General features: G+C 59.8%; 13 protein-coding genes and 2 pseudogenes. 7 read left to right on the forward strand and 8 right to left on the reverse strand.

Annotated features, from left to right (window positions below; translation table 11 throughout):
• Positions 1-125 precede the first annotated feature (125 nt).
• Both AC3WVQ_RS25725 and AC3WVQ_RS25730 read left to right on the forward strand, forming a co-directional pair.
• A complete protein-coding gene (locus AC3WVQ_RS25725) occupies positions 126-1,202 on the forward strand; it encodes an ornithine cyclodeaminase (protein ID WP_181529597.1) in 1,077 nt (358 codons plus the stop codon).
• A 33-nt stretch (positions 1,203-1,235) separates the two neighbouring features.
• Positions 1,236-2,585, forward strand: coding sequence for an MmgE/PrpD family protein (locus tag AC3WVQ_RS25730; RefSeq protein WP_492383189.1), 1,350 nt, complete (start codon positions 1,236-1,238; stop codon positions 2,583-2,585).
• Between the two features lie 71 nt (positions 2,586-2,656).
• Here AC3WVQ_RS25730 and AC3WVQ_RS25735 read toward each other — a convergent pair whose 3' ends face one another.
• From AC3WVQ_RS25735 to traI, 3 genes and pseudogenes are all read right to left on the reverse strand, one after another.
• The gene (locus tag AC3WVQ_RS25735) at positions 2,657-4,003 is read right to left on the reverse strand and encodes an amidohydrolase family protein (protein WP_492383190.1); all 1,347 of its coding nucleotides are present in this window, start codon (positions 4,001-4,003) and stop codon (positions 2,657-2,659) included.
• A gap of 34 nt (positions 4,004-4,037) precedes the next feature.
• Positions 4,038-4,799 (reverse strand): winged helix-turn-helix transcriptional regulator, encoded by a 762-nt coding sequence (locus tag AC3WVQ_RS25740; protein WP_177235740.1) that lies wholly within the window; start codon positions 4,797-4,799, stop codon positions 4,038-4,040.
• A gap of 159 nt (positions 4,800-4,958) precedes the next feature.
• Positions 4,959-5,549, reverse strand: a pseudogene (traI, locus tag AC3WVQ_RS25745) (acyl-homoserine-lactone synthase); the annotation flags it as partial.
• A 244-nt stretch (positions 5,550-5,793) separates the two neighbouring features.
• Between traI and rctB the strand changes: the two are divergent.
• Entirely contained in the window at positions 5,794-6,141 is a 348-nt protein-coding gene (gene rctB / locus AC3WVQ_RS25750) for an SMa0974 family conjugal transfer regulator (RefSeq protein WP_060529699.1), read from the forward strand.
• Between the two features lie 162 nt (positions 6,142-6,303).
• Here the strand turns inward: rctB and traA are convergent, their stop codons facing one another.
• Positions 6,304-10,923 carry a Ti-type conjugative transfer relaxase TraA gene (gene traA / locus AC3WVQ_RS25755; protein ID WP_492383191.1) on the reverse strand — a complete coding sequence of 1,540 codons (4,620 nt, stop codon included), beginning with the start codon at positions 10,921-10,923 and terminating at the stop codon, positions 6,304-6,306.
• Between the two features lie 219 nt (positions 10,924-11,142).
• Here traA and AC3WVQ_RS25760 point away from each other — a divergent pair, with 219 nt between their 5' ends.
• Genes AC3WVQ_RS25760 through traG form a run of 3 tightly spaced genes read left to right on the forward strand, consistent with a single transcriptional unit; the run spans position 11,143 to position 13,563 of the window.
• Positions 11,143-11,430, forward strand: a complete 288-nt coding sequence (locus AC3WVQ_RS25760; RefSeq protein WP_492383192.1) for a TraC family protein — start codon at positions 11,143-11,145, stop codon at positions 11,428-11,430.
• Positions 11,420-11,659: a conjugal transfer protein TraD gene (locus tag AC3WVQ_RS25765; protein ID WP_492383193.1), complete on the forward strand. Its 240-nt coding sequence runs from the start codon at positions 11,420-11,422 to the stop codon at positions 11,657-11,659. Before AC3WVQ_RS25760 ends, AC3WVQ_RS25765 begins: the two co-directional genes overlap by 11 nt.
• Positions 11,650-13,563: a Ti-type conjugative transfer system protein TraG gene (traG, locus tag AC3WVQ_RS25770; RefSeq protein WP_159415868.1), complete on the forward strand. Its 1,914-nt coding sequence runs from the start codon at positions 11,650-11,652 to the stop codon at positions 13,561-13,563. The genes AC3WVQ_RS25765 and traG overlap by 10 nt, the downstream gene beginning before the upstream one ends.
• A 430-nt stretch (positions 13,564-13,993) precedes the next feature.
• Here traG and AC3WVQ_RS25775 read toward each other — a convergent pair.
• From AC3WVQ_RS25775 to AC3WVQ_RS25785, 3 genes and pseudogenes are all read right to left on the reverse strand, one after another.
• A pseudogene (locus tag AC3WVQ_RS25775) lies at positions 13,994-14,229 on the reverse strand (type II toxin-antitoxin system prevent-host-death family antitoxin); the annotation flags it as partial.
• A gap of 49 nt (positions 14,230-14,278) precedes the next feature.
• On the reverse strand, positions 14,279-14,446 hold the full coding sequence (locus tag AC3WVQ_RS25780; RefSeq protein ID WP_167550717.1) for a hypothetical protein: 168 nt from the start codon (positions 14,444-14,446) through the stop codon (positions 14,279-14,281).
• A 340-nt stretch (positions 14,447-14,786) separates the two neighbouring features.
• Positions 14,787-15,110, reverse strand: a complete 324-nt coding sequence (locus tag AC3WVQ_RS25785; protein ID WP_034800240.1) for a DUF736 domain-containing protein — start codon at positions 15,108-15,110, stop codon at positions 14,787-14,789.
• Between the two features lie 1,315 nt (positions 15,111-16,425).
• Here AC3WVQ_RS25785 and AC3WVQ_RS25790 point away from each other — a divergent pair.
• Entirely contained in the window at positions 16,426-17,616 is a 1,191-nt protein-coding gene (locus tag AC3WVQ_RS25790; protein WP_192445538.1) for a DUF1173 domain-containing protein, read from the forward strand.
• A 407-nt stretch (positions 17,617-18,023) separates the two neighbouring features.
• Here the strand turns inward: AC3WVQ_RS25790 and AC3WVQ_RS25795 are convergent, their stop codons facing one another.
• The gene (locus tag AC3WVQ_RS25795) at positions 18,024-18,941 is read right to left on the reverse strand and encodes an ArdC family protein (protein WP_492383194.1); all 918 of its coding nucleotides are present in this window, start codon (positions 18,939-18,941) and stop codon (positions 18,024-18,026) included.
• Positions 18,942-19,084: the final 143 nt, after the last annotated feature.

Here is a 19,084-nt window from a genome sequence, read left to right on the forward strand (position 1 = left end):
TCAGCGGCGGAAGTCGTTCATTTAAAGACGACAAAAATGTATCCGAACCTTTCCTTTAATCCCTCCGTTCCAGATGTGAAATTGCTCCCGGTCGCATGACGTCGACAATTCCACGGAGAACGGTGATGGAGAGCACACCCAGATACATTTCACTTGCGGAAATGAAGCGCCTCGGCGTCCGTCTCGAGGCCTCCGCGCTCCACGATGCCGCCAGGGCAGCTTGGTCCGACATCCGCTTGGGCCAAGCCCATGGTCTCAAATCTGTTTTGTCCTTTCCCGAAGCCGCCTTATGGAACCAACCCCAGTTTGAAGCTTACCGCGATAGGTTGCAAGGCGAGCGATTGGGCTGGAAGCTCTCGGCGCTTTCCAGCGTCGGGGCCAGATATGCGGCCGTGAAGGTGGTCGGTGCCAATGCGATAAACCGTCGACTGGGTCAGCCGCGTTCGACGTCGACGATCCTGCTGCTAGACAGCTTCACGCTGCGCCCGCTTTGCGTGATGGACGGAACCGATATCTCTGCCGCAAGAACGGCAACCTATGCCTCGATGGCGCTTGAACTTTTCTTCCCCAAAACAGAAGAACTCTCTGTTTTCCTCTTTGGAGCAGGCCCCATTGCCGAGCAGATCATTAGAGTGCTCGATCATTTCGGAGCCGGCATCGTCTCGAAGATATTCGTGCGCAGCCGCTCAGGCGCTTCCGCGCGCCAACTCGTTAAAAGACACAGACAGTCACCTCGAATTCGGCTTGAGGCTGTCGCGGATAATAAAAGGCTGCGTGATTGCCGGTTTGTCATCACCGCTACCAATGCCAGCGCACCGGTGTTTGAGAGCGAAGAGGTTTGCCCAAACGCCGTTGTTCTGCATCTTGGGGGAGACGAGGCTCCATCCGGCCATATCCAAAAAGTTCTTCGGTCGGGACTGACGCTCTGTGATGACGTTTCGATGGTGTCGCGGCGAAACTCGCAAAGCCTGGCGCTCTACTTCTCACGCAAGGGATCGACATTGGAGCAGCTTGGCCCAGCGCTCGGTGTCATGAACTTAAAGGATTTCTGTGACGCGGGCGGCGGATCGGAATTACCGATCCTCATCACGTGCGTCGGGTTACCCATGCTGGATCTGTACGTCGCCGCTCATGTTTACGAAACCTGGTTCTCGCCAGATGGGGGCGCGGCTTCATCCGTCCACTCATCTAGCACGAACTGACGCCAGGCAGCCTAAGCTTTACGGAGAGGGCTGATGTATGTCACCGAGATCCTTGCAGATTATCTGGCGAATTATCCTTCCGACGCTCTGCCGCCCGATCTGAGGCTAAGTGCCACTTGCTGTATTGTGGATGCAGTCATCGCTTACGTCGTCGGCTGCGATGCTCCGAGTGCCCGCGCAATGCGCGCGGTCGCCCGGCAAGACTTTGGAAGCGGCCAGGCTTCAGTCTGGTTTACGGGTGAATGTCTCGGGGTCACTGCTGCGGCAGTCTGTAACGCTGCCTCAGCCTCCGCACTCGATTTCGATGACGGCCATCGCGCCGCGCGCGGTCATCCCGGTGCGGCTGTGATACCCGTAGCACTCTCCGTGGCATCTACGAATGGTTCATCCGCCGATGATCTCCTGACCGCAATCGCTCTCGGATACGAGACCGGAATTCGCATCGCGGTGGCGCAGAACCCGCAAGCTATCAAAAGCCGACAATCGGGACGTTGGACCGGCTATGCTGCCGCGGCCACGGCCGGCCGCCTCTACAGAACCGATCCCCCGGCACTCGCACACGCACTCGCTGTAGCCGGGGTCCTCGCGCCAAACCAGGAGGCAAACGGCAGCTCCGGCTATGCCAATCTCACCGGGAACGACGTCAAGGAGGGTATTCCCTGGAGTGTCCTGACGGGCCTGACCGCCTTGCGTCTTGCGGAGCGGGGATTTACCGGGCCGCAGGATCTGCTCGATCATGCGTCGCACTTCGACCGGCCGAGCATCATAGCGGACTTGGGTGATCCAACTGAGATCTCGAGGGTCTATTTCAAACCCTATTCCTGCTGCCGCTACATCCATCCCGCTCTTGATGCCTTCGCGGCGCTTTCGTCAGGTGCTGACATCAGGACCGAACAAATCGCATCAATCGAAGTGCAGACCTTTCAATGGGCTCTCCGACTTTCAAACACCGTGTCTCCCAATACATTGACGGAGATCCAATACAGTCTGCCTTATTGCATAGCGATTGCTGTTGTCGATGGAGCTGCGGCGCTGGCGCCGGTCGGTGGTGCGCAGCTGGGCAGGCCGGACCTCATCGAATTCGCCCGCAAGGTTCGTCTCTCGGTTAATCCTGAGATCGACGCCCGTTTTCCGGGTGAGACCCTTGCGCAGATATGCCTGCGAATGACCGATGGCAAATCGATCACATCCAAGGTGACCTCGCCACGCGGGGACAAGGCGCGTCCCTTAGACTGGGAGGATCTCATCAATAAGTTCTCGGCAGCGACGCGGGGCAAGCTTTCTCCCAGGGCGCAAAATACTGTCCTGGAGGCTTTTGAGACGCTTAAAAATGGAGATGCGGCCCCCCTCCTCCAGCGCCTAAGGATGCGATTGATCGACTGACCTCGACCACTACTGCACTTTGTGTCAATCGGATCGTATCCGGCGCCGAAATCTCGCAACTGCAGCCGCGGTCAGATAAGCCGGCCATTCCTGACGACTATACGGCCTGCGATCACGACATGCCTGACCCGGCTCAGATTAACGTGGTCGACAACGATCAGGTCTGCGCGCTTGCCTTTTTCAATCAGTCCGCGGTCACCGGCCATTTGAGTGAAGACACGCGCGACATTCCCGGTCGCAAGGGCCACCGCTTCGGCCGCAGACAATTGCTTCTTTCTGACCATTCGCTGGATCGCTTCAAGAATTCCATCCCAATGCCCGCCGGCAAAATCGGTCGAAATCGTATCGACACAGCCCGCATCGATCAGTGCGTCAAGGTTGGATGGATCGTTGCGCCAGCGCGTCCCTATACAATCCAGTGTCGAAACATCGATGATGGCCCCTTTCCCTCTCAGGTTCTGGGCGTTCGAGACTGCCTCCTCCGGGAGAAAGCTCGGGTGATTGCTATGACCGGCGACGAGACGTGCTTTCGGGTGCTTCTCGACCGCGGCAATCAGACGCTTCGCAGATGGTGCCGCATTGTGGAAGATCGCGGGATATCCTAACCGCTCGGCTTCGCGTGCGATTTCATCGAATCCGGCCAACGAGAGGGCAACCGAAGGCATCACCGATCGCGTAATGATATCGCGAACGCGATCCGCATCGGCGAGCCCGGAAAGACCGCAACACTCCAACTCGTTAGTCAGTTTTAAATTCGACAGGCCTTCCGCCGGATCGAGATAGCGGCCAAGAACCGCGTTCTTCAAGCGCCTCGCGGCTGCGGGTGTCATTTCGACCCCGAACTCTTGCAGAAAGGCTTGCGGGATGAACCTGTATTCTTGCGCGCCGCCACCCAGTGTCTGCCCACCACCTGCCTCGCCAAGGGCGACCGCGCCGCAGGCCAACAGGTCATCTGTCGTCGCGCTCAGGTGTCGTGCTGAAAGTCCCTTGCCGTCGACCACAAGCGCCGCCTCGATGTTTTTCGGAGTGTGAGCCGTGGAAACGCGGATATCCATGGCATGACGTTCTACGTTGTCGACATCTATTTCGTCGGCCATGGCCAGACCGCAGACGTTCAAAAGGGTGGTTGTTCCCTGAAGAAGATGACGGTTCCGGAAATAGGCAACATCATCGCCTGCAAATGGCTTCGAACCGCTCGGCATGGAAGGCCCCCGAATACAGCCGTGCGCATGTGCATTGATGAGACCTGGCATAACGATGCCGCCGGCCGCATCGATGGTTTCTCGCGCCGCGATTTCAGCGCCTGCGGCGGCGTCGACACCTATGATCCGTCCCTTCCGGACATATACGGCAGCCCGCTTGTGAAACGTCTTGCCGTCGCCAGTGATGAGACCTCCATTTCGGATTACCAGATCCATGACAGCTGTTCCTTTCGTCAACCGGGGGGCTGTCCTAGTCGCCAGTCCCTTCGCCCGGCCGAGCCGGGTTGTACTGCGATCGTTCCTGACTGGAACCATCGAGCATGTAGCCGGACGATCGAACCGTGCGGATGAGATCAGGGCCGCAGGTCACGCTCAGCGCCTTGCGCAGTCGACCGATATGAACATTCACCGTCTTGACGTCGACGAAACGGCGCTCCGGCCAACCAGCTTCAATGAGTTGTGCGCGACTGCACGCCTGCTCGTGGTTCTCCATCAGAAACTGCAGCAGCCGGAATTCGATCGGTCCCAAGTGGACGTTGATGCCGAGACGCCTGACGCTGTGCCTGTTGGTATTCAGTTCAATCCCTGCATAGACGAGGATATGACCGTCGTTCGCCATCGGATCCGACACTTGCGGAAGGAGGATACGGTCGCGCAGGAAGCTGAGCAGCTTAGAGGGAGTGATCGGTCTTACGAAATTCTCGTCAATCCCGGCTTTCAGCAGATCGATAAACCGACTTTCCGCACCGGGGCCAATCAACCCGACCGTCGTAATCCCGAATGTCCGCGGCTCCTGCTTCAGCTTTACACAGGCTGCGGGAGCCCAATTTTCTCCCGATCGACAATCAAGAAGAATGGCTGCGACATCGTACTCGCCTGCAAAATGGACGATCTCCTCGACCCCGGAACCAAGAATGACCTGATATCCCTCGGATTCCAGGATGTGGACGAGTAGCAGATAGTAATCCGCATCGGTCGAACCGATCAGGATCTGCGGTCGCGCGGAATTCAAAGACCTCTCCTCTATTGCGCAGCGTCAGTTGTGATCTGATCCCTCGTGAGGACCTGCATCGTCCTCTGTGGGTGTGGCCGCTTGCGCTAAATCGGCAGAAGGCGCCGTTCCACGCCGTGCCACCTCAAGCAGCGAAGTTGTGGTGCACATGTGTTCCTGGCGACAGGCAGCAGCGCGAATCCGATTAAGGCTCGCGGCGTCGGCAGGAAGCACGCCTGCTACGGCCATCGTGCTGCCGATGGGACACGGCTGACCAAGACGTTGCATCGGCCAGCCGGCGCGTTTCAAAATGCGCTCGAACCGCAGGTCCGTTGCCGTGACGATTTCATAATAGCCGTTCGCCATCGACCACTCGATGATGCCGGCGAACATCTCAAGCGTCATCCCATGGAGAACTCCCCCTGTCCTGCCCTCGTCGAGCACCGTGTCAACGCAAAAGCGCGAGCTTTCGACCATGCCTGCATGGGCGTCGAGCCGTCGCGATGAGAGGAGCTGCGGAAACGTATTGGCGAGCATCGTCGGCCCGGTAGCGGGGAGAAGCCTCGCGCAGCCCGCCACTGCACCTGTGGTAGAAACGGCCAAGATATAGGTGGGATTGAGTTGATCGTAAGCATCGGCCTCACGATCGTCCCTTATGTCTACATCCCAGTCCAGTCTGTCGCCAAAGACTCGCGCACGCAGCCGATGCATCGAGTCGATCAAGTCAGCAAATTCTCCGCGCGCTGCAGCCGGCACAGCTAGTATCTCCATCTCCATTCTCCGAAGAAAACCTGCTTCAGACCACTGGACACGAGTTTCCGCCCTTAGGCGACTAATAGAATTAGTAGTCGAGCGCTCGACCAAAGCGTGCATGAATATCACACGCATGAGTTGTCATACATCAGCGATCTGTATCGAAAACCGTGCCACGAGCGTGCAGGACCGAGGTGGCGAAGCAGCCGAGAGCCGAAATTGATAATTCAATGCACGCGAGGATTTGCAGCAAGGAGTGCCGATGTACAAGCATACCGCAGAAGCGTTCGTAGCAGTCCAGAATGCGGAACAGGGCGTAAGCGAGGTCTTCGCCCGCTACCGCGAATACTGGAGCCCGATCGGCGCCACGGGGGTCGATCGGTCGCTGGACTTTGGTGACGCACGCGTGACGCTGAGGCCGACGGACGAGGGCTTGCATTTTCGGATAGACGCGCAGGACACCCTCGCCTTTTACGGTATCTGGACGCTTTTGCAGGTAGCCTTGGCCGCGCTACCGGAATTTACAGGTAAAGACGTTGGGTGGCACCCGGCCGACCGGTTCCCGTGTCTGTCAAAGGTTTTTTTTCGTAGAATTCTATCACCTGATTGATAAACCGGAGCGTGTACTTGCACCGGATTGATGCCAAAGGAGAAACGTCATCGGATTCCAACCCCGTTCTTCGGTTCGGTCTGCGGAGCAACTCGCTGCCGCGCCGTGCAGCAAGGACCGGCTGCCGAGACACCTGAGTGAATGAAGCTCTTTGAATTGCCTCTACCGCTCGACACCAGGACCCCGATTGACCGCCTGTCGTTGGCGCTCGGAAACGATCTTCTGGCCGCTATCTGCCCGCACGATCTGCTGAAGAAGCTTCAACTTCTCCTGCATTGCCTCGAATGCATTCCGTTGCGCTGTCGACACAAAGTTGAAAACGTCCCTGTTCCCACGCAGGAACGCGTTGCGGCCGAAGCGCTCGTCGAGCGCCCGGCTGACGGCGACGAATTCTTGGGCGACGTTCGGATCGGTCAAACCCGCAGCAACGGCGAGCCCGCCACTCTTCTTCTTCATTCTTGCCGTCAACTGCCGCAGCGTATCCTCAGCCTTCCGCGATAGGCCGGGAATGGCGACCCCCATACGCCGGCGCTCTGCGGCGATAGCCTTGGTCTCGGCCTCAAACGCCGCGGCATAAGACGCTCCGAGAGAACGGACACAGCTTGCTGCTTCCGATACGCCCTGAAGCGCAGCCTTCCGCTCCCGGCCGGGAGCAAGCAACTTGTCCATTAGGCGACCGGAGCCGCGCAGCCCCCCAAAGGCGGCCGGATCGTTGGTGACCGCTGCGGCAATCCGCTCGCCGGCAAAACCCTTTGCGACAAGCTCCTCGATCTTGGCGACCGCGCCGGCCGGATCGCGCCAAATGCGTGTCGCTGCATCCATGAGCGCGGCGCGATGATGATTGTAATAGGGAGCGGCAAGCGCCCTTTCCCGTGATTCATCGGCGACGGATGTCTTGAACTCCGTGACGGCGGCAAGCATGGGCAACACGTGCACTGCTTCCTTTCCGAACTCGATACTTGCGCCGGCAACGATTTTCGAGCGATCCTGCTTTTCTACGCGATGTTGCTCGTCGCTAAAACGCCTGATCACCTCGAACAGGCGCACCAGTTTTTCACGGTGCTCAGTGGCGAGATTTTCCGGCATCCGCTCTTCAACATTTCGCTCGGCGATCGGATCGGCCCTGGCGGTGAATGCAGACCAGCCAAAGCGTGAGGTCAACGCCTCGTTGACCGCCTTGACCTCCTGCACCAGAAAACGGTCCTCAGCGGCGTAGGCGAAGGCCGTCTTGTAGGCATCGACCCCGCCGCGCTCCCGGACCGCCTCGACTTCGACGAGACGCGCCATCGCAATTTTCGAAAGCGCGGGAATGGACAATGCCATATGAGCGCGCCGCTGCTGCTCGCGGCTGGCGAAGCGCTCCGCCTGCCTGCGGAACTCGGTTGCATGCGCGCGCGCCAAAGTCAGCAGCTCCGATAAGGTGGCCATGGCTGCGTTGCGCTCGTTTCGAGCGGCGCGGCCATCGGCCATGCGGTCAGAGCCGCGTAATCGGCCAAGGCGTTCGGGTGCAAGGCCAAGATCTTCGGCAATCTTGCGCGGCTCGACGTCTCCGCCCGATACCAGAGCGTTGAGCGCCGACAGCGCGCCACCCGGGTCGCGATAGATTTTCTGCAGCACCGGCCGGAGTATTTCCTCCCGCTCCTTCCACTGTTGCGAGGCGAGCTGCGCGAGACGCGCATCCTCTTCAACGCTGCGGGGGAACTCGGTGGCGGGTGGAAGCAAATAGTTTCCGGCTAACGGGATGCCGGCAACCAAGGATACTCTGCGCTCCTCGTTGTACGAGACGCTCCGTTCCCGGTCGATTGCAAAATCGAGCGCTATGCTCGCTCGCTCCCAGAGCTTCGCCAACCGCGACCGCTTCTCCGTAAGCCACGCCAGCCGCCGCGCCGCACCCTCCTCCAGTTCCGCAGCGGCCCGGGCGAGCGTGTCGATGCCACGCCGCTGGGCAAAATCAAGGACATGCTCCCGATAGCCTTCCTTACTTTCGAAATCGAGCGTCGTCGTCTTGGCGCCGGATCGTCCGAGGCGCTCAGCAAGCTTTCTGAACACAAGCGGCCGACGGCTTTCCCGCTCGATCCTCGCCTTGCGCGCATCGACAGTTTCGATTTGGGTTGCAGTCCAGACGTTGCGCTCGACCTGACGTTCCTCGAGACGCTTCTTGCCGGTCTTTTCATCAGTGACGGGCACCCTTACCGTGACCGTTTCGACGCCATCCTTGCGGAGCATCACAGTATCACCGGTCCTGATTCCGCCCTCCTCGAGTGCCTTCGGCAGGCTCACGCCCCAAAGTCGATGAACGGTTCCGTCGTCCGTCCTCACATCGGCGTAGGGGCTTTCCTTGGCATCTTCATCTTGCGGCCGGAACTTGGCCAACCCGGTATCCATCATTTCACCGGTGACGCCGGCTGCATGGTCGACACGTGCGCTACGCGCCCACTGCGGCTTCGGTTCGAAGTTCTCGCGCGCCACGTAGAGATCGGCGCGGTTACGATGCCTGGTCATCGCCACATAGGTCAGATGCTGGTCCATCATTCCGGTGGCGAGCACGAAGGTCCGGTCGATGGTCGAGCCTTGAGATTTGTGGATGGTCGCGGCGTAGCCGTGATCGACATTGCTGTAGCTATCCTCGCTGATCACGACGTCCCGGCCATTGTCGAGATGTACAGTCAACAGTGCGTCAGCGCGTTCGTCGCCGGATGAAACGACCGTGCCAAGCATGCCGTTCTTGACATATTGGGGACCAAGCCGCTTTGCCCGTGGTTCGAGGACGCGGGCGTTTTCGAGGAAGATCACCCGGTCGCCCGCGGCAAACTCACGAAGCCCACGTGCCGTCCGGAATTGGCGCGCACCTGTCAGCGCGCCCTCGTCGATCATGACCTTGCGCAAGGCCTCATTCAGCTTTCTGACGTCATCGTTGGTGTGAGCAAGCACAAGCAGTTCGTCGCCGCGAAGACGTCCCGGATGCTCGCCCACGGCAGATTTCTGAAGCAGGTCCCGGCGGGCGTCGGCCCAATCGGCAACGAGGCGGTCTATGATCTCGGCCCTGGTTTCGGTCTCGACAATGCAGCCCCTCTGCGCGTAGGCATCAAGGCCCTCTTCGACCTTGCCGCGCGCAAGGAGACGGGAAGCATCGCGCGCCCAGACATCACGCTGCCGCCGCACGCCGGCAAGTTCCGCGAAGCCGATCCGTTCGGTGATTGCCCGGAACGCCGCACCCGCCTGGATCGGCTGCAGTTGCATCGCGTCGCCGACCAGCACGGCTTTTGCGCCTGCGTCCTCCACAGCCTTGAGGATACGCGCCATCTGCTGCGATGACACCATGCCGGCCTCATCGATGACGAGCACATCGCCGCGCTCCATTGTTTCGCGCCCCCCGGCCCAGGCAAGCTCCCAGGACGCCAGCGTGCGCGACCGGATCCCGGAACTGTCCTCCAGCCCTTCCGCAGCCTTGCCGGCTAGGGCCGCGCCGATCACCCGTCGGCCGTCGCTTTCCCATGCGACGCGGGCCGCCGAAAGCAGTGTCGACTTACCGGCGCCGGCAAACCCCACGACCGCCGCAATGGCATTATCGCGCGTGACATGACGTACCGCATCGACCTGTTCCGCATCGAGCCTGAAGGATTTTTTCGGATCGGCCGTTTCGACGCTTCGGACGGCGGCGGCGGCCTTGGCACCGGAGACGCCGAAGCCCTTTCGCATCGACAGAACCTCGGCTGACTGCGCCATGTCATATTCGATGCGCAGGATCCCCCGCGTTGTGAACACCGCCGGCTCTGTCACCTTGCCCGTTTGGGTGTCGATCTGCTGCGCCTTCAGCAGCACGAGGTCGTCCGAAGCCATGAGCCGCGCGCGGATATTGGCGAAGTCCACTGGATCATCGACATAGCGGTGCAGCGTCTTGGCGATTTCGCGCTCGTCAAAGGTGGAACGTTCGTTGCCGAGCTGCTTGAGGAGAAGCGCAGGATCCGCGAGTAGCCGGTCGGCCATCGCCTGCCGCCGCGCTAGATCGGCGGGCGCGAAATACATCTCGACACCCTTGCGCGCGAGCGCCGCCTTCTCCGGGCCGAGGTGTTTCTGCGCGATCCCATTGAGGCCCTGCTCAGCATAGGAGCGGCCGTCGAGACGGAGCTCATGGCCGGCCAGCGCCAGGTGGCGGTTGACCGTTTCCGCCCACGCGACCTTCCATGCCTTCATGGTTTCTTTGTCGCCGGCCCAGAGCTTGTAAACGATTTTGCCGTTCGGCCTGTTCGGCGTAACGACACGCAACGGCTCTCCGTCATCGCCCAGGACTGGGACCTTCTTCGGCCCAAACCCCTCCTCCGTAATAGGCCTGAGCGTCGTCATCAGGTGGATATGCGGATTGCCGTCCTTGTCGTGATAGACCCAGTCAGCGACCATGCCCTTCGACGTCAAATTGTCTCGGACGAACTCGCGCACCAGCGCGATATTCTCCGCCCGCGTCAGCTCCTCGGGCAGCGCGATGATCAACTCCCGCGCAAGCTGCGCGTCCAACCGCGTCTCGAACGCATCTACCGCATTCCAGAACACCTCGCTGGCCTCCGCGACGGTCTTGTCGTCGACTGTTCTCTTCAGCCAGAGAGGTATCTGGTCCGGCAGCGCCAGCTCCTCATGCACCAGCTCCGACGCGCCGCCACGGTAGCTGAAGGACGTCCCGGCCTGCTCGTCCGTCATCCGGGCGCGGTGGCGGTAGGCGGCGGCCGAGACGATGCTGCGCCCCCCTCCCCTGCTGATCACCTGCGCTCTAACGAACATGATCGCCACGAGTGTCTCCGAAGCTTTCAAGCACGTCGCGCCAGCGACGTATATTGCGCCCTCAAACCGATCGGACCGGAGGGCCGATGCCGCTCTTCCGTAAAGACGGCCGATGCCGAAATTCCGGCTGCGGCTTTTTCGGGGTGATGCAACCTATCCTATTTTACTATCACTAAATAGATAGTATAACTATCGCCGTGAGATTGCTCCGACACGAGGGACGCTGGAATGGCCGTAAAATCATCGCTCTCTGATATCGATGCCCAGATCGAGAAGCTGCGCGAGCGCAGACGAACGCTAATCGTAAAATCCGCCGAGCGGTTTGCGCGCGCCGCGACAAAAACGGGATTGGCGGAAATGGAGATCACGGAGGAAGAACTCGACGCGATCTTCGAACAGATTGCCGCGCGATTTCGCAAAGAGGAGAAGAAGGGGACTGCTGGCGCAACAGCTTCGTCGCGTCGACAGCCAGGTGGCGGGTCTGGAACGACGGCGGAGGTTTTTCATGACGACTGATCGCAAACGAGAGGCCCGCGAGAAATTCCTGCTCGGTGGCATCGTCGTCAGAGCGGGTCTCGCGGGGGCCGACCGAGCGTTTCTGCTTGGTGGCCTAACGGAACTGGCAAGTGTCGTGCCCGGCACCGACGAGCATCGGCGGCTGCGCGATATCGGTGAGCAAGCCTTCAAGGCGACTTCGCATGATAGAGGATCATCTCACATCGAGGAGGCGGCGAAGTGGCACTAAAGGAAAGACTGCATCCCAGCCTGCTGCTCGTTCTGGTGCCAATTGCCGTCACCGCCTTTGCCGTCTACATCGTCGGCTGGCACTGGCCGAAGCTTGCCGGCGAGCTATCTGGAAAAACATCATACTGGTTCCTACGAGCCTCGCCCCTGCCCGCGTTGTTGCTTGGGCCGGTCGTCGGATTATTGACCGTTTGTGCGTTGCCGCTGCACCGGCGAAGGTCGATCGCGATAGTGAACCTTGTCTGCTTTCTGTTCGTGGCCGGCTTCTATGTCCTGCGCGAGTTCGATCGGCTCGCGCCGTACGTGGCGAGCGGTGCGGTCTCGTGGGACCGGGCACTCTCCTATCTCGACATCGTCGCCGTCATTGGCTTGGTGGCCGGCTTCCTGGCGGTGGCGGTGGGCGCGCGCATCTCCACGGTTGTTCCAGAACCGGTGAAGCGAGCCAAGCGCGGGATCTTCGGGGACGCGAACTGGCTGTCGATGGCCGCGGCGGGAAAGCTGTTTCCGCCAGATGGCGAGCTCGTCGTTGGCGAGCGTTACCGGGTCGACAAGGAAGTCGTTCATCAATTACCTTTCGATCCGAACGATCCAGCAACATGGGGCCAGGGCGGCAAGGCATCATTGCTGACTTACAAACAGGATTTCGATTCAACGCACGTGCTCTTCTTTGCCGGGTCAGGTGGATACAAGACCACCAGCAACGTCGTGCCCACGGCGCTGCGTTACACCGGGCCGCTGATTTGCCTCGATCCATCGACCGAGGTCGCGCCAATGGTGGTCGAGCATAGAACCCGCGCGCTCGGCCGCGAGGTGATGGTGCTCGATCCGACGAGCCCGATCATGGGCTTCAACGTACTCGACGGCATCGAGACATCGAAGCACAAGGAAGAGGACATCGTCGGCATTGCTCACATGCTTTTGTCGGAGAGCGTGCGCTTTGAAAGTTCGACTGGCTCCTACTTTCAGAACCAGGCACACAATCTGCTGACCGGTCTGCTCGCCCATGTCATGCTGTCGCCCGAATATGATGGGCGACGGAACTTACGCAGTCTCCGGCAGATCGTATCCGAGCCAGAACCCTCTGTGCTCGCCATGCTGCGCGACATCCAGGACCATTCGGGATCGGCCTTCATCCGCGAAACGCTGGGCGTCTTTACCAACATGACTGAGCAGACCTTCAGCGGCGTCTATTCCACGGCCTCTAAGGACACGCAATGGCTGTCGCTCGACAGCTACGCGGCGCTTGTCTGCGGGAACGCGTTCAGGTCGAGCGACATCGTAGCGGGCAAGAATGACGTGTTCATCAATATTCCGGCATCGATCCTGCGCTCCTATCCGGGTATCGCCCGCGTGATCATCGGCTCGCTGATCAACGCAATGGTGCAGGCCGATGGCACCTTCAAGCGCCGTGCGCTGTTCATGCTCGATGAGGTCGATCTGCTCGGCTACATGCGGGTGCTGGAAGAGGCGCGTGATCGCGGCCGAAAGTACGGAATCTCCATGATGCTTATGTACCAATCGGTCGGACAACTGGAGCGGCATTTCGGGAGGGATGGCGCGACGTCGTGGATCGACGGCTGTGCCTTTGCCAGCTATGCCGCGATTAAAGCGCTCGACACGGCCCGCAGCGTCTCGGCCCAATGCGGCGAGATGACCGTCGAGGTGAAGAGAGGCTCACGCGTCATTGGCTGGGGCCCAAAAAACGCAGGATCGCGCCTATCCGAAAGCGTCAATCTCCAGCGCCGACCGCTGATCATGCCGCACGAGATCACGCAGTCGATGCGCAAAGACGAGCAGATCATTATCGTGCAAGGTCATAGCCCAATCCGCTGCGGGCGCGCGATATATTTTCGGCGGAAGGACATGGATCAGGCAGCCAAGGCAAACCGCTTTGTCCGGATTTAACCTTCCACGCCAAGCCAACAATTACCCGTGCTTATTGCCCCGGCCGACATCCGGCTTGAGTGGCGTCAGCACCGCCGATACGAGCCCGAGTTGTCTTCGTGACGCGAGCGGTAATGTCCTTGCCGACCCCTCGCCCTTGGCAAGGATCTTAAGGTCGACGCACAAGTTCCTCATCTGGCAATTTTCGCTCTGGTCCAAATCGGGTTCGAGCGCGGTGTAAAAATCGAGCGGGATGTAGCTTAAAGCAATCGCAGTGAGTGTGTGCTGCGCTTGAACGCGCTTGCTCTACCCGATGCTCTCGAAGCCGTTCACCAACCCGGAACGTCCGATCTTTCGGCAACTGGTGTGCGGACCTGTTTGGTCTGAAGAGCGAACCATCGGCAAGGTTTGCCTGCGTCGAATTATTCAGGCAAGCGCTCGTCCTCGACCAAAAGACGTCGACGGCACTTACGAAGTCCGCAAAGAGGCTGTTGGAAATGGTTTCGATGGTTCCGACCGAGCGCGCTTCGGACGCGCATCAGGGCTCATAGTCGTTAATGTTGAGGAGGACCAAGCGCGGCTTGTCGCCCTGGGTGATCGTTACTGACCAAGACAGGGGGCGATGATGTCCCCGGATTTCCGGGAAAAATCGCTCGTCGCATAGGAACCCGAGCGCGGGTTGGCGATCTGCTATATTCTTGGATTTGCCGTAAATGCGAGCCTGGCGAAAGCCTCCCTAGAAGGGAGGCTCGCTGCTGACGCGGCCCTCGAGCTCGGCTACGATGACCTCAAGCTCCGCATAGGCCTGTTCCAGTTCGGCCTGGATCTGGGCGCGTTCAGCCGGGTCGCAGCAGTTCAGCTCGCGGCGCAATTCCTCGATGTGGGCTTCCAGTGCAACCGTCATTTTCGTCATCTCCTTGGCTGTTGGGAAAGATGACGCCGCCGGCCGCGAGAATTGGGCCGGGTCAAGGATCGCGAATGCGACCGGCGGAGCCGGCGAGTGGGGGAGCCGGAATGCGGAGCATTTCGGGGGGACCGCTCGTCCTTTAGGCGGCACGATTCCTCGCGGCAGACTTGGCGATCTGAGCAGATAGTTTTTCATCTCGTGTGGCAGGATAAAAGAACAGGTGCGGGCTCGATGCCCGTCCTGTTTCTGGGTACAAACGTGGGCATCCCGCTCGGGATCGGTCGCATTCAGAACGAGCGGGTGCCGGTCCCGATTGATCGGGACCGGCGCTGGTGGCTCAGTTTGGGTTATTCCAGATGATCACCTTGCGGTTCGGATCGCCGCCGGGAGCCTGTGCGAGGTTGCCGAAGATCACGCCGATCTCTGGAGCCTCCAGTTTCACGGAGAGGTACTCTTCTCCGGTCTGGCGGGCGATACGGTTCCACGCCGCGCCGATTTCGAACCCGGTCTTTCGGTGGATGACGCGATAGTCAGGGGCCTCTTCGCTCGTTTTGTTGGCGTTGGGGACGATAGCGATCGGGGCGTTCACTCGGATGGTGGCGAAAACGCCTTCGAGAGTGCCATCGGTCTTCTGCGTGAGAGCTGCGATCGTGGTGGCCATAGTATTGTCTCCTTCGGTTGCTCGGGACCATTCCCGATAGCGCGCGAGGAGACGGCCGATCTGCTGCGGTCATCTCGCACAAATATTCTGCTAAATTCCATGTTCTGCTCAAAAAAACGCGTGCGCGTTTGTCATGCTTGCTGGAGGAAAGCATCCGGTGCCCAGCAGTGATCCAAAAATGGAATTTTGCAGAATATTTGGGTGAGACGTACCCCTTCAGGGGTTGACCGGAAAGGCAGGCGGTCGGCTAAAGGGCGATGTAGAAGAGGGAATGATCTAGTGCAACCGACGCCGGCGACAGACCGTTCCGGCCACCCGCCGGCACCTCATAAGACCGCGGCACATTTCAACTGGGCACGCCGCCCAACGATACGCCCGTCCCGGTCTCTGCCCATTGGAAGCAGCGAGCAGCACGGACTGCCGCCAGATCTCTCGGATGCACATTGCGCGGTCGCGGTGACCACATCGCCCGCAAACTGGATTGCAAGTCTCCGCCCCGGCCATCGCCGGGATCGACAAACGAACTTCAACGATGCTGCCCCTAGCCGCGTTGCCGCGTCAGACGCGCGCCAATTGCCATCCACCGTCCTGAGCGACCGACGTCGTACCGCGCGGCCAGGAGTTACGGCTCGAGGTCACGCCCCTCGCGTTCGCCAGGCAGCCGATCGCTCCGGCGAAAAATTTCTCCTTGTTCTTTTGACACGTGAGGAAACCATCTTTGCGTCGAGGTTGCTCATCGACCCATGTTCGCTCGCAACCTCGAAATCAGCACGAAGCGGGATATCCCACATCGACTGAGCCAGACGGATTCGCTGCCGGCCGGGTGACATCGCCGATTGCCCATTTCTGTGGTTGCTTCCCCGATTATGTCCCGGAGCTGGAGCGACTTCGGCCCCGCCCAATCTCATCGATTCGCAAAGGTCGCTATGGCGCTCCGATTGCAGTGCGTTTGAAAGCCTTGCTGCGATCCAGCAGTACGGGCCCTCGGCGACCCGGCAAGTCGCCGAACCTCCGATAGCGCTAGGAATCGTTGTGTTTTCAGTAGCGACGGATGCTTTCCTTCCAATTATCATGCTCCAGGGATTGGGATGAAAGCCAGCGCCACGTGAAGGTGGATCGACGTCGCATCCATGAAGACGCTTGCCAATGCTGCGGCGAGAAATTTACTTTTGGCACCGCCTTCATCTCCGTGGCGACAGCATAGGGCGCTATCCCTTCCACTTTATACTATCTTTTTTGTTATAGTATAACCGAAAAATCCATGCTACATCGTCACTGACCCTTAGGGCCTATTGAATGGGAAGCGGAGGCGAATGTGCGACGGTTTCTGATCGGCGACAGGCTGTTCGAGGAGGCATCGAGCGAATTCCGGGCTCTTCTTCCACGTGCTTATGAACAGGGGCTTCGGCCATATTGCCAGTGCAAGGAGCCGCCGGTTGCGATGTACATCGCGCGGCTCGATGAGCAACACCTCGTCAAACGCATGCCGCTTTCCGGGCGCAATCATGACCCGGCTTGCCCATCCTTTGAACCTCCCTATGAATTGTCCGGGCTCGGGCCTTTGATCGGCAATGCGATCCAGGTCGATGCGAACGGGCGAGCAATCTTGAAGATCGATTTTTCGATGACGAAGAAAGGTCCACGAGCGGCCGCATCTCGATCGGCAGGTCCGCAAGAGTCCGCCATTCGCAATGAGCCACAGAAGCTCTCGTTGCGCGCAACGCTGCACTACCTGTGGGAAATGGGAGAATTGACCGAATGGCAGCCCTCCTGGACTGGAAAGCGCGGCTGGGGTCGGGTTCGCACGAGCCTCATGAATGCCGCGTCGCAGATGACGACCCGCGGCGGACAGCTGAGCGATATGCTGTTTGTGCCGGAGGCGTTCCATCATGAGGACAAGGAAGCAATTGCCGCACGCCGAGTAACCGCGCTTTGCGGTGCGCAAGCGTCCGGGACAGGACCGCGCAAACTGATGATCGCTGTTGCGGAAGCAAAGGAGTTCATCCCCGCACGCGTCGGACACCGGATCGTGGTGCGGCATCTGCCCTTTCCCTTCATGCTTGAAGACCAAGCATGGAGGCGGTTGAACGCCAGATACGAAACGGAACTTGAATTGTGGCGTGCGAACGACGAATTGCACCTCGTCATGATCGCGACGTTTGGGATTTCGGCATCCGGGGTTGCAGCCGTCGAAGAAGTCGCGATGATGGTGGTGAACGAGAACTGGATCCCACTCGAAAACGTCCATGAGCGCCATCTTCTGAACAGACTGGCAGGGCTGCGACGCAAGTTCGTCAAAGGCTTACGCTTCAACCTCTCACACGAGCAACCAATCGTGTCGGTCACCTTGCCGGAACAGCGACCCTGCCCGGTTGCGATGTTTATCGTGTCGGCCGGTGCAGGTGGGAACTACCAGCGGGCATTGACGGAAATGATCGAGGCACGACCGGAGATGACGCCTTGGATTTGGTACATTGCCGAGGGAGACATGCCGCAGTTGCCGTGATCGTCAGAATGCCGGCTGCGTTGCCTTTGCTCGGACAACGGTGGTGGCAAGCTTTTAGATGATGAAGGAAGGCGCAAAGGGAAACGGACGGTTCGCAGAGTTCACGAACAAATCCAGGTTCTGCGGACAGCATCAGCGCACTTCGCCATGGGCTACAGCTCCCTTTCTTGTCGGCAACTTTTTATCGGTAGAGGGTGCTAAGCAACAGAGATGCCGTCATGCGGCGAGCCGCCATAACTTGCTTTGCCGACTGCCTTTCTTCAGAAAACTCAAATGTCCGATTGCCGCGACGACGGCAACCGGCAATTTCAAACACCGCGCCCCTGCCGCCGCCGTCGGCGCACCCATCACCTCGCATTTTCGCTCGCGAGGTGATGATCCATGGCATTTTCTCTTGAAAGGGACGCCTAGCCGGCGCCCCTTGCCTCATTTTGCTTGTCTTGTTGTGCATGCATCCAGTCGGCAATCTCCTGCGCTTTGCTGGCAGCAGTGAAGATGGCGCGCTTGTCGGAATGCATCACGTCGATCCACGATGCAATATAGCGGGCATGGTCCGGACGCGGCTCGACACTGAGGCCCAGATCGGCGCAAATCATTGCACTCAGGAGCTCGACCGTGCATTCCTCCATTGCATAGGCGGCCGAGCCGAAACGTCCAGAGAGATCGCGGTTGAGACGGTGGCTGGCGCCAGATGCATGGCCACATTCGTGAAGCAGCACCGCGTAGTAGGCGACCGCATCGCGGAAGCACGCGAACCTTGGGATCTGTACCTGATCCGTAGCCGGGCGATAGTAAGCTTGCGAGCCGCCGTGGCAGATATCAATGCCGAGGGCCGCGCAGAACCGTTCGGCCCGGTTGATCCGCTTCGCTTCCGGCAACACCGGGCTCTCGGGCGGTGTGTAGCCGTCAACCTGGGCGCAGTTAAAAACCGAGTAGCCACGAGCAAACATGGACCGGGCGGGTTCGTCACGATTTGCGTCGTCGGCTTGGTCCTCCGTTTTGTCGCGATCGTGGGTCTTCCAGAACACGACAAGGTGACCGTGCTCGCCCTTACGAACCTGAGCGCCGAGCGCTTGCCATTGGTGGTAAGTGCCCCAGATCCCGGTGGGATAGCCGGCCGCGTGGGCCGCAGCCCAGAGTGAGAGGATGTTGACGCCGCGATAAGTCCTGCTTGAGGCGATGTTGACGGGCGTGGTGATGGCCGATCCGTCGTGATGCCAGGGCATTCTGTAGTCACCGGCGCCGACCTCGATGGCGGCGATAATCTGGTTAGTGACGCGCTCGTAGATATCGACTTGTGTTTGGCGTCTGCGATCTTTGGTCATTGGTGCCTCCTTTAGCTCGCCCCCTCCGTCGAGGGCGAGGCGGCAGGGGCAGGCGCGGGAGGCCGGCCCGTCACACCCTGTTCTCGGTGCTTGTGCGGAACAGGGTTGATGGGCTGGCAGCGTCTGCCACAACCGAGCCATGT

It is taken from the genome of Ensifer sp. EB106-05-01-XG146, assembly GCF_058791875.1.

Bases quoted from the DNA above. Each gene is read 5' to 3' on its own strand.
- AC3WVQ_RS25795 (WP_492383194.1), bottom strand. From the start codon at position 18,941: ATGACCAAAGATCGCAGACGCCAAACACAAGTCGATATCTACGAGCGC.
- AC3WVQ_RS25725 (WP_181529597.1), top strand. From the start codon at position 126: ATGGAGAGCACACCCAGATACATTTCACTTGCGGAAATGAAGCGCCTC.
- AC3WVQ_RS25780 (WP_167550717.1), bottom strand. From the start codon at position 14,446: ATGACGGTTGCACTGGAAGCCCACATCGAGGAATTGCGCCGCGAGCTG.
- AC3WVQ_RS25785 (WP_034800240.1), bottom strand. From the start codon at position 15,110: ATGGCCACCACGATCGCAGCTCTCACGCAGAAGACCGATGGCACTCTC.
- AC3WVQ_RS25735 (WP_492383190.1), bottom strand. From the start codon at position 4,003: ATGGATCTGGTAATCCGAAATGGAGGTCTCATCACTGGCGACGGCAAG.
- AC3WVQ_RS25760 (WP_492383192.1), top strand. From the start codon at position 11,143: ATGGCCGTAAAATCATCGCTCTCTGATATCGATGCCCAGATCGAGAAG.
- rctB (WP_060529699.1), top strand. From the start codon at position 5,794: ATGTACAAGCATACCGCAGAAGCGTTCGTAGCAGTCCAGAATGCGGAA.
- AC3WVQ_RS25765 (WP_492383193.1), top strand. From the start codon at position 11,420: ATGACGACTGATCGCAAACGAGAGGCCCGCGAGAAATTCCTGCTCGGT.
- AC3WVQ_RS25730 (WP_492383189.1), top strand. From the start codon at position 1,236: ATGTATGTCACCGAGATCCTTGCAGATTATCTGGCGAATTATCCTTCC.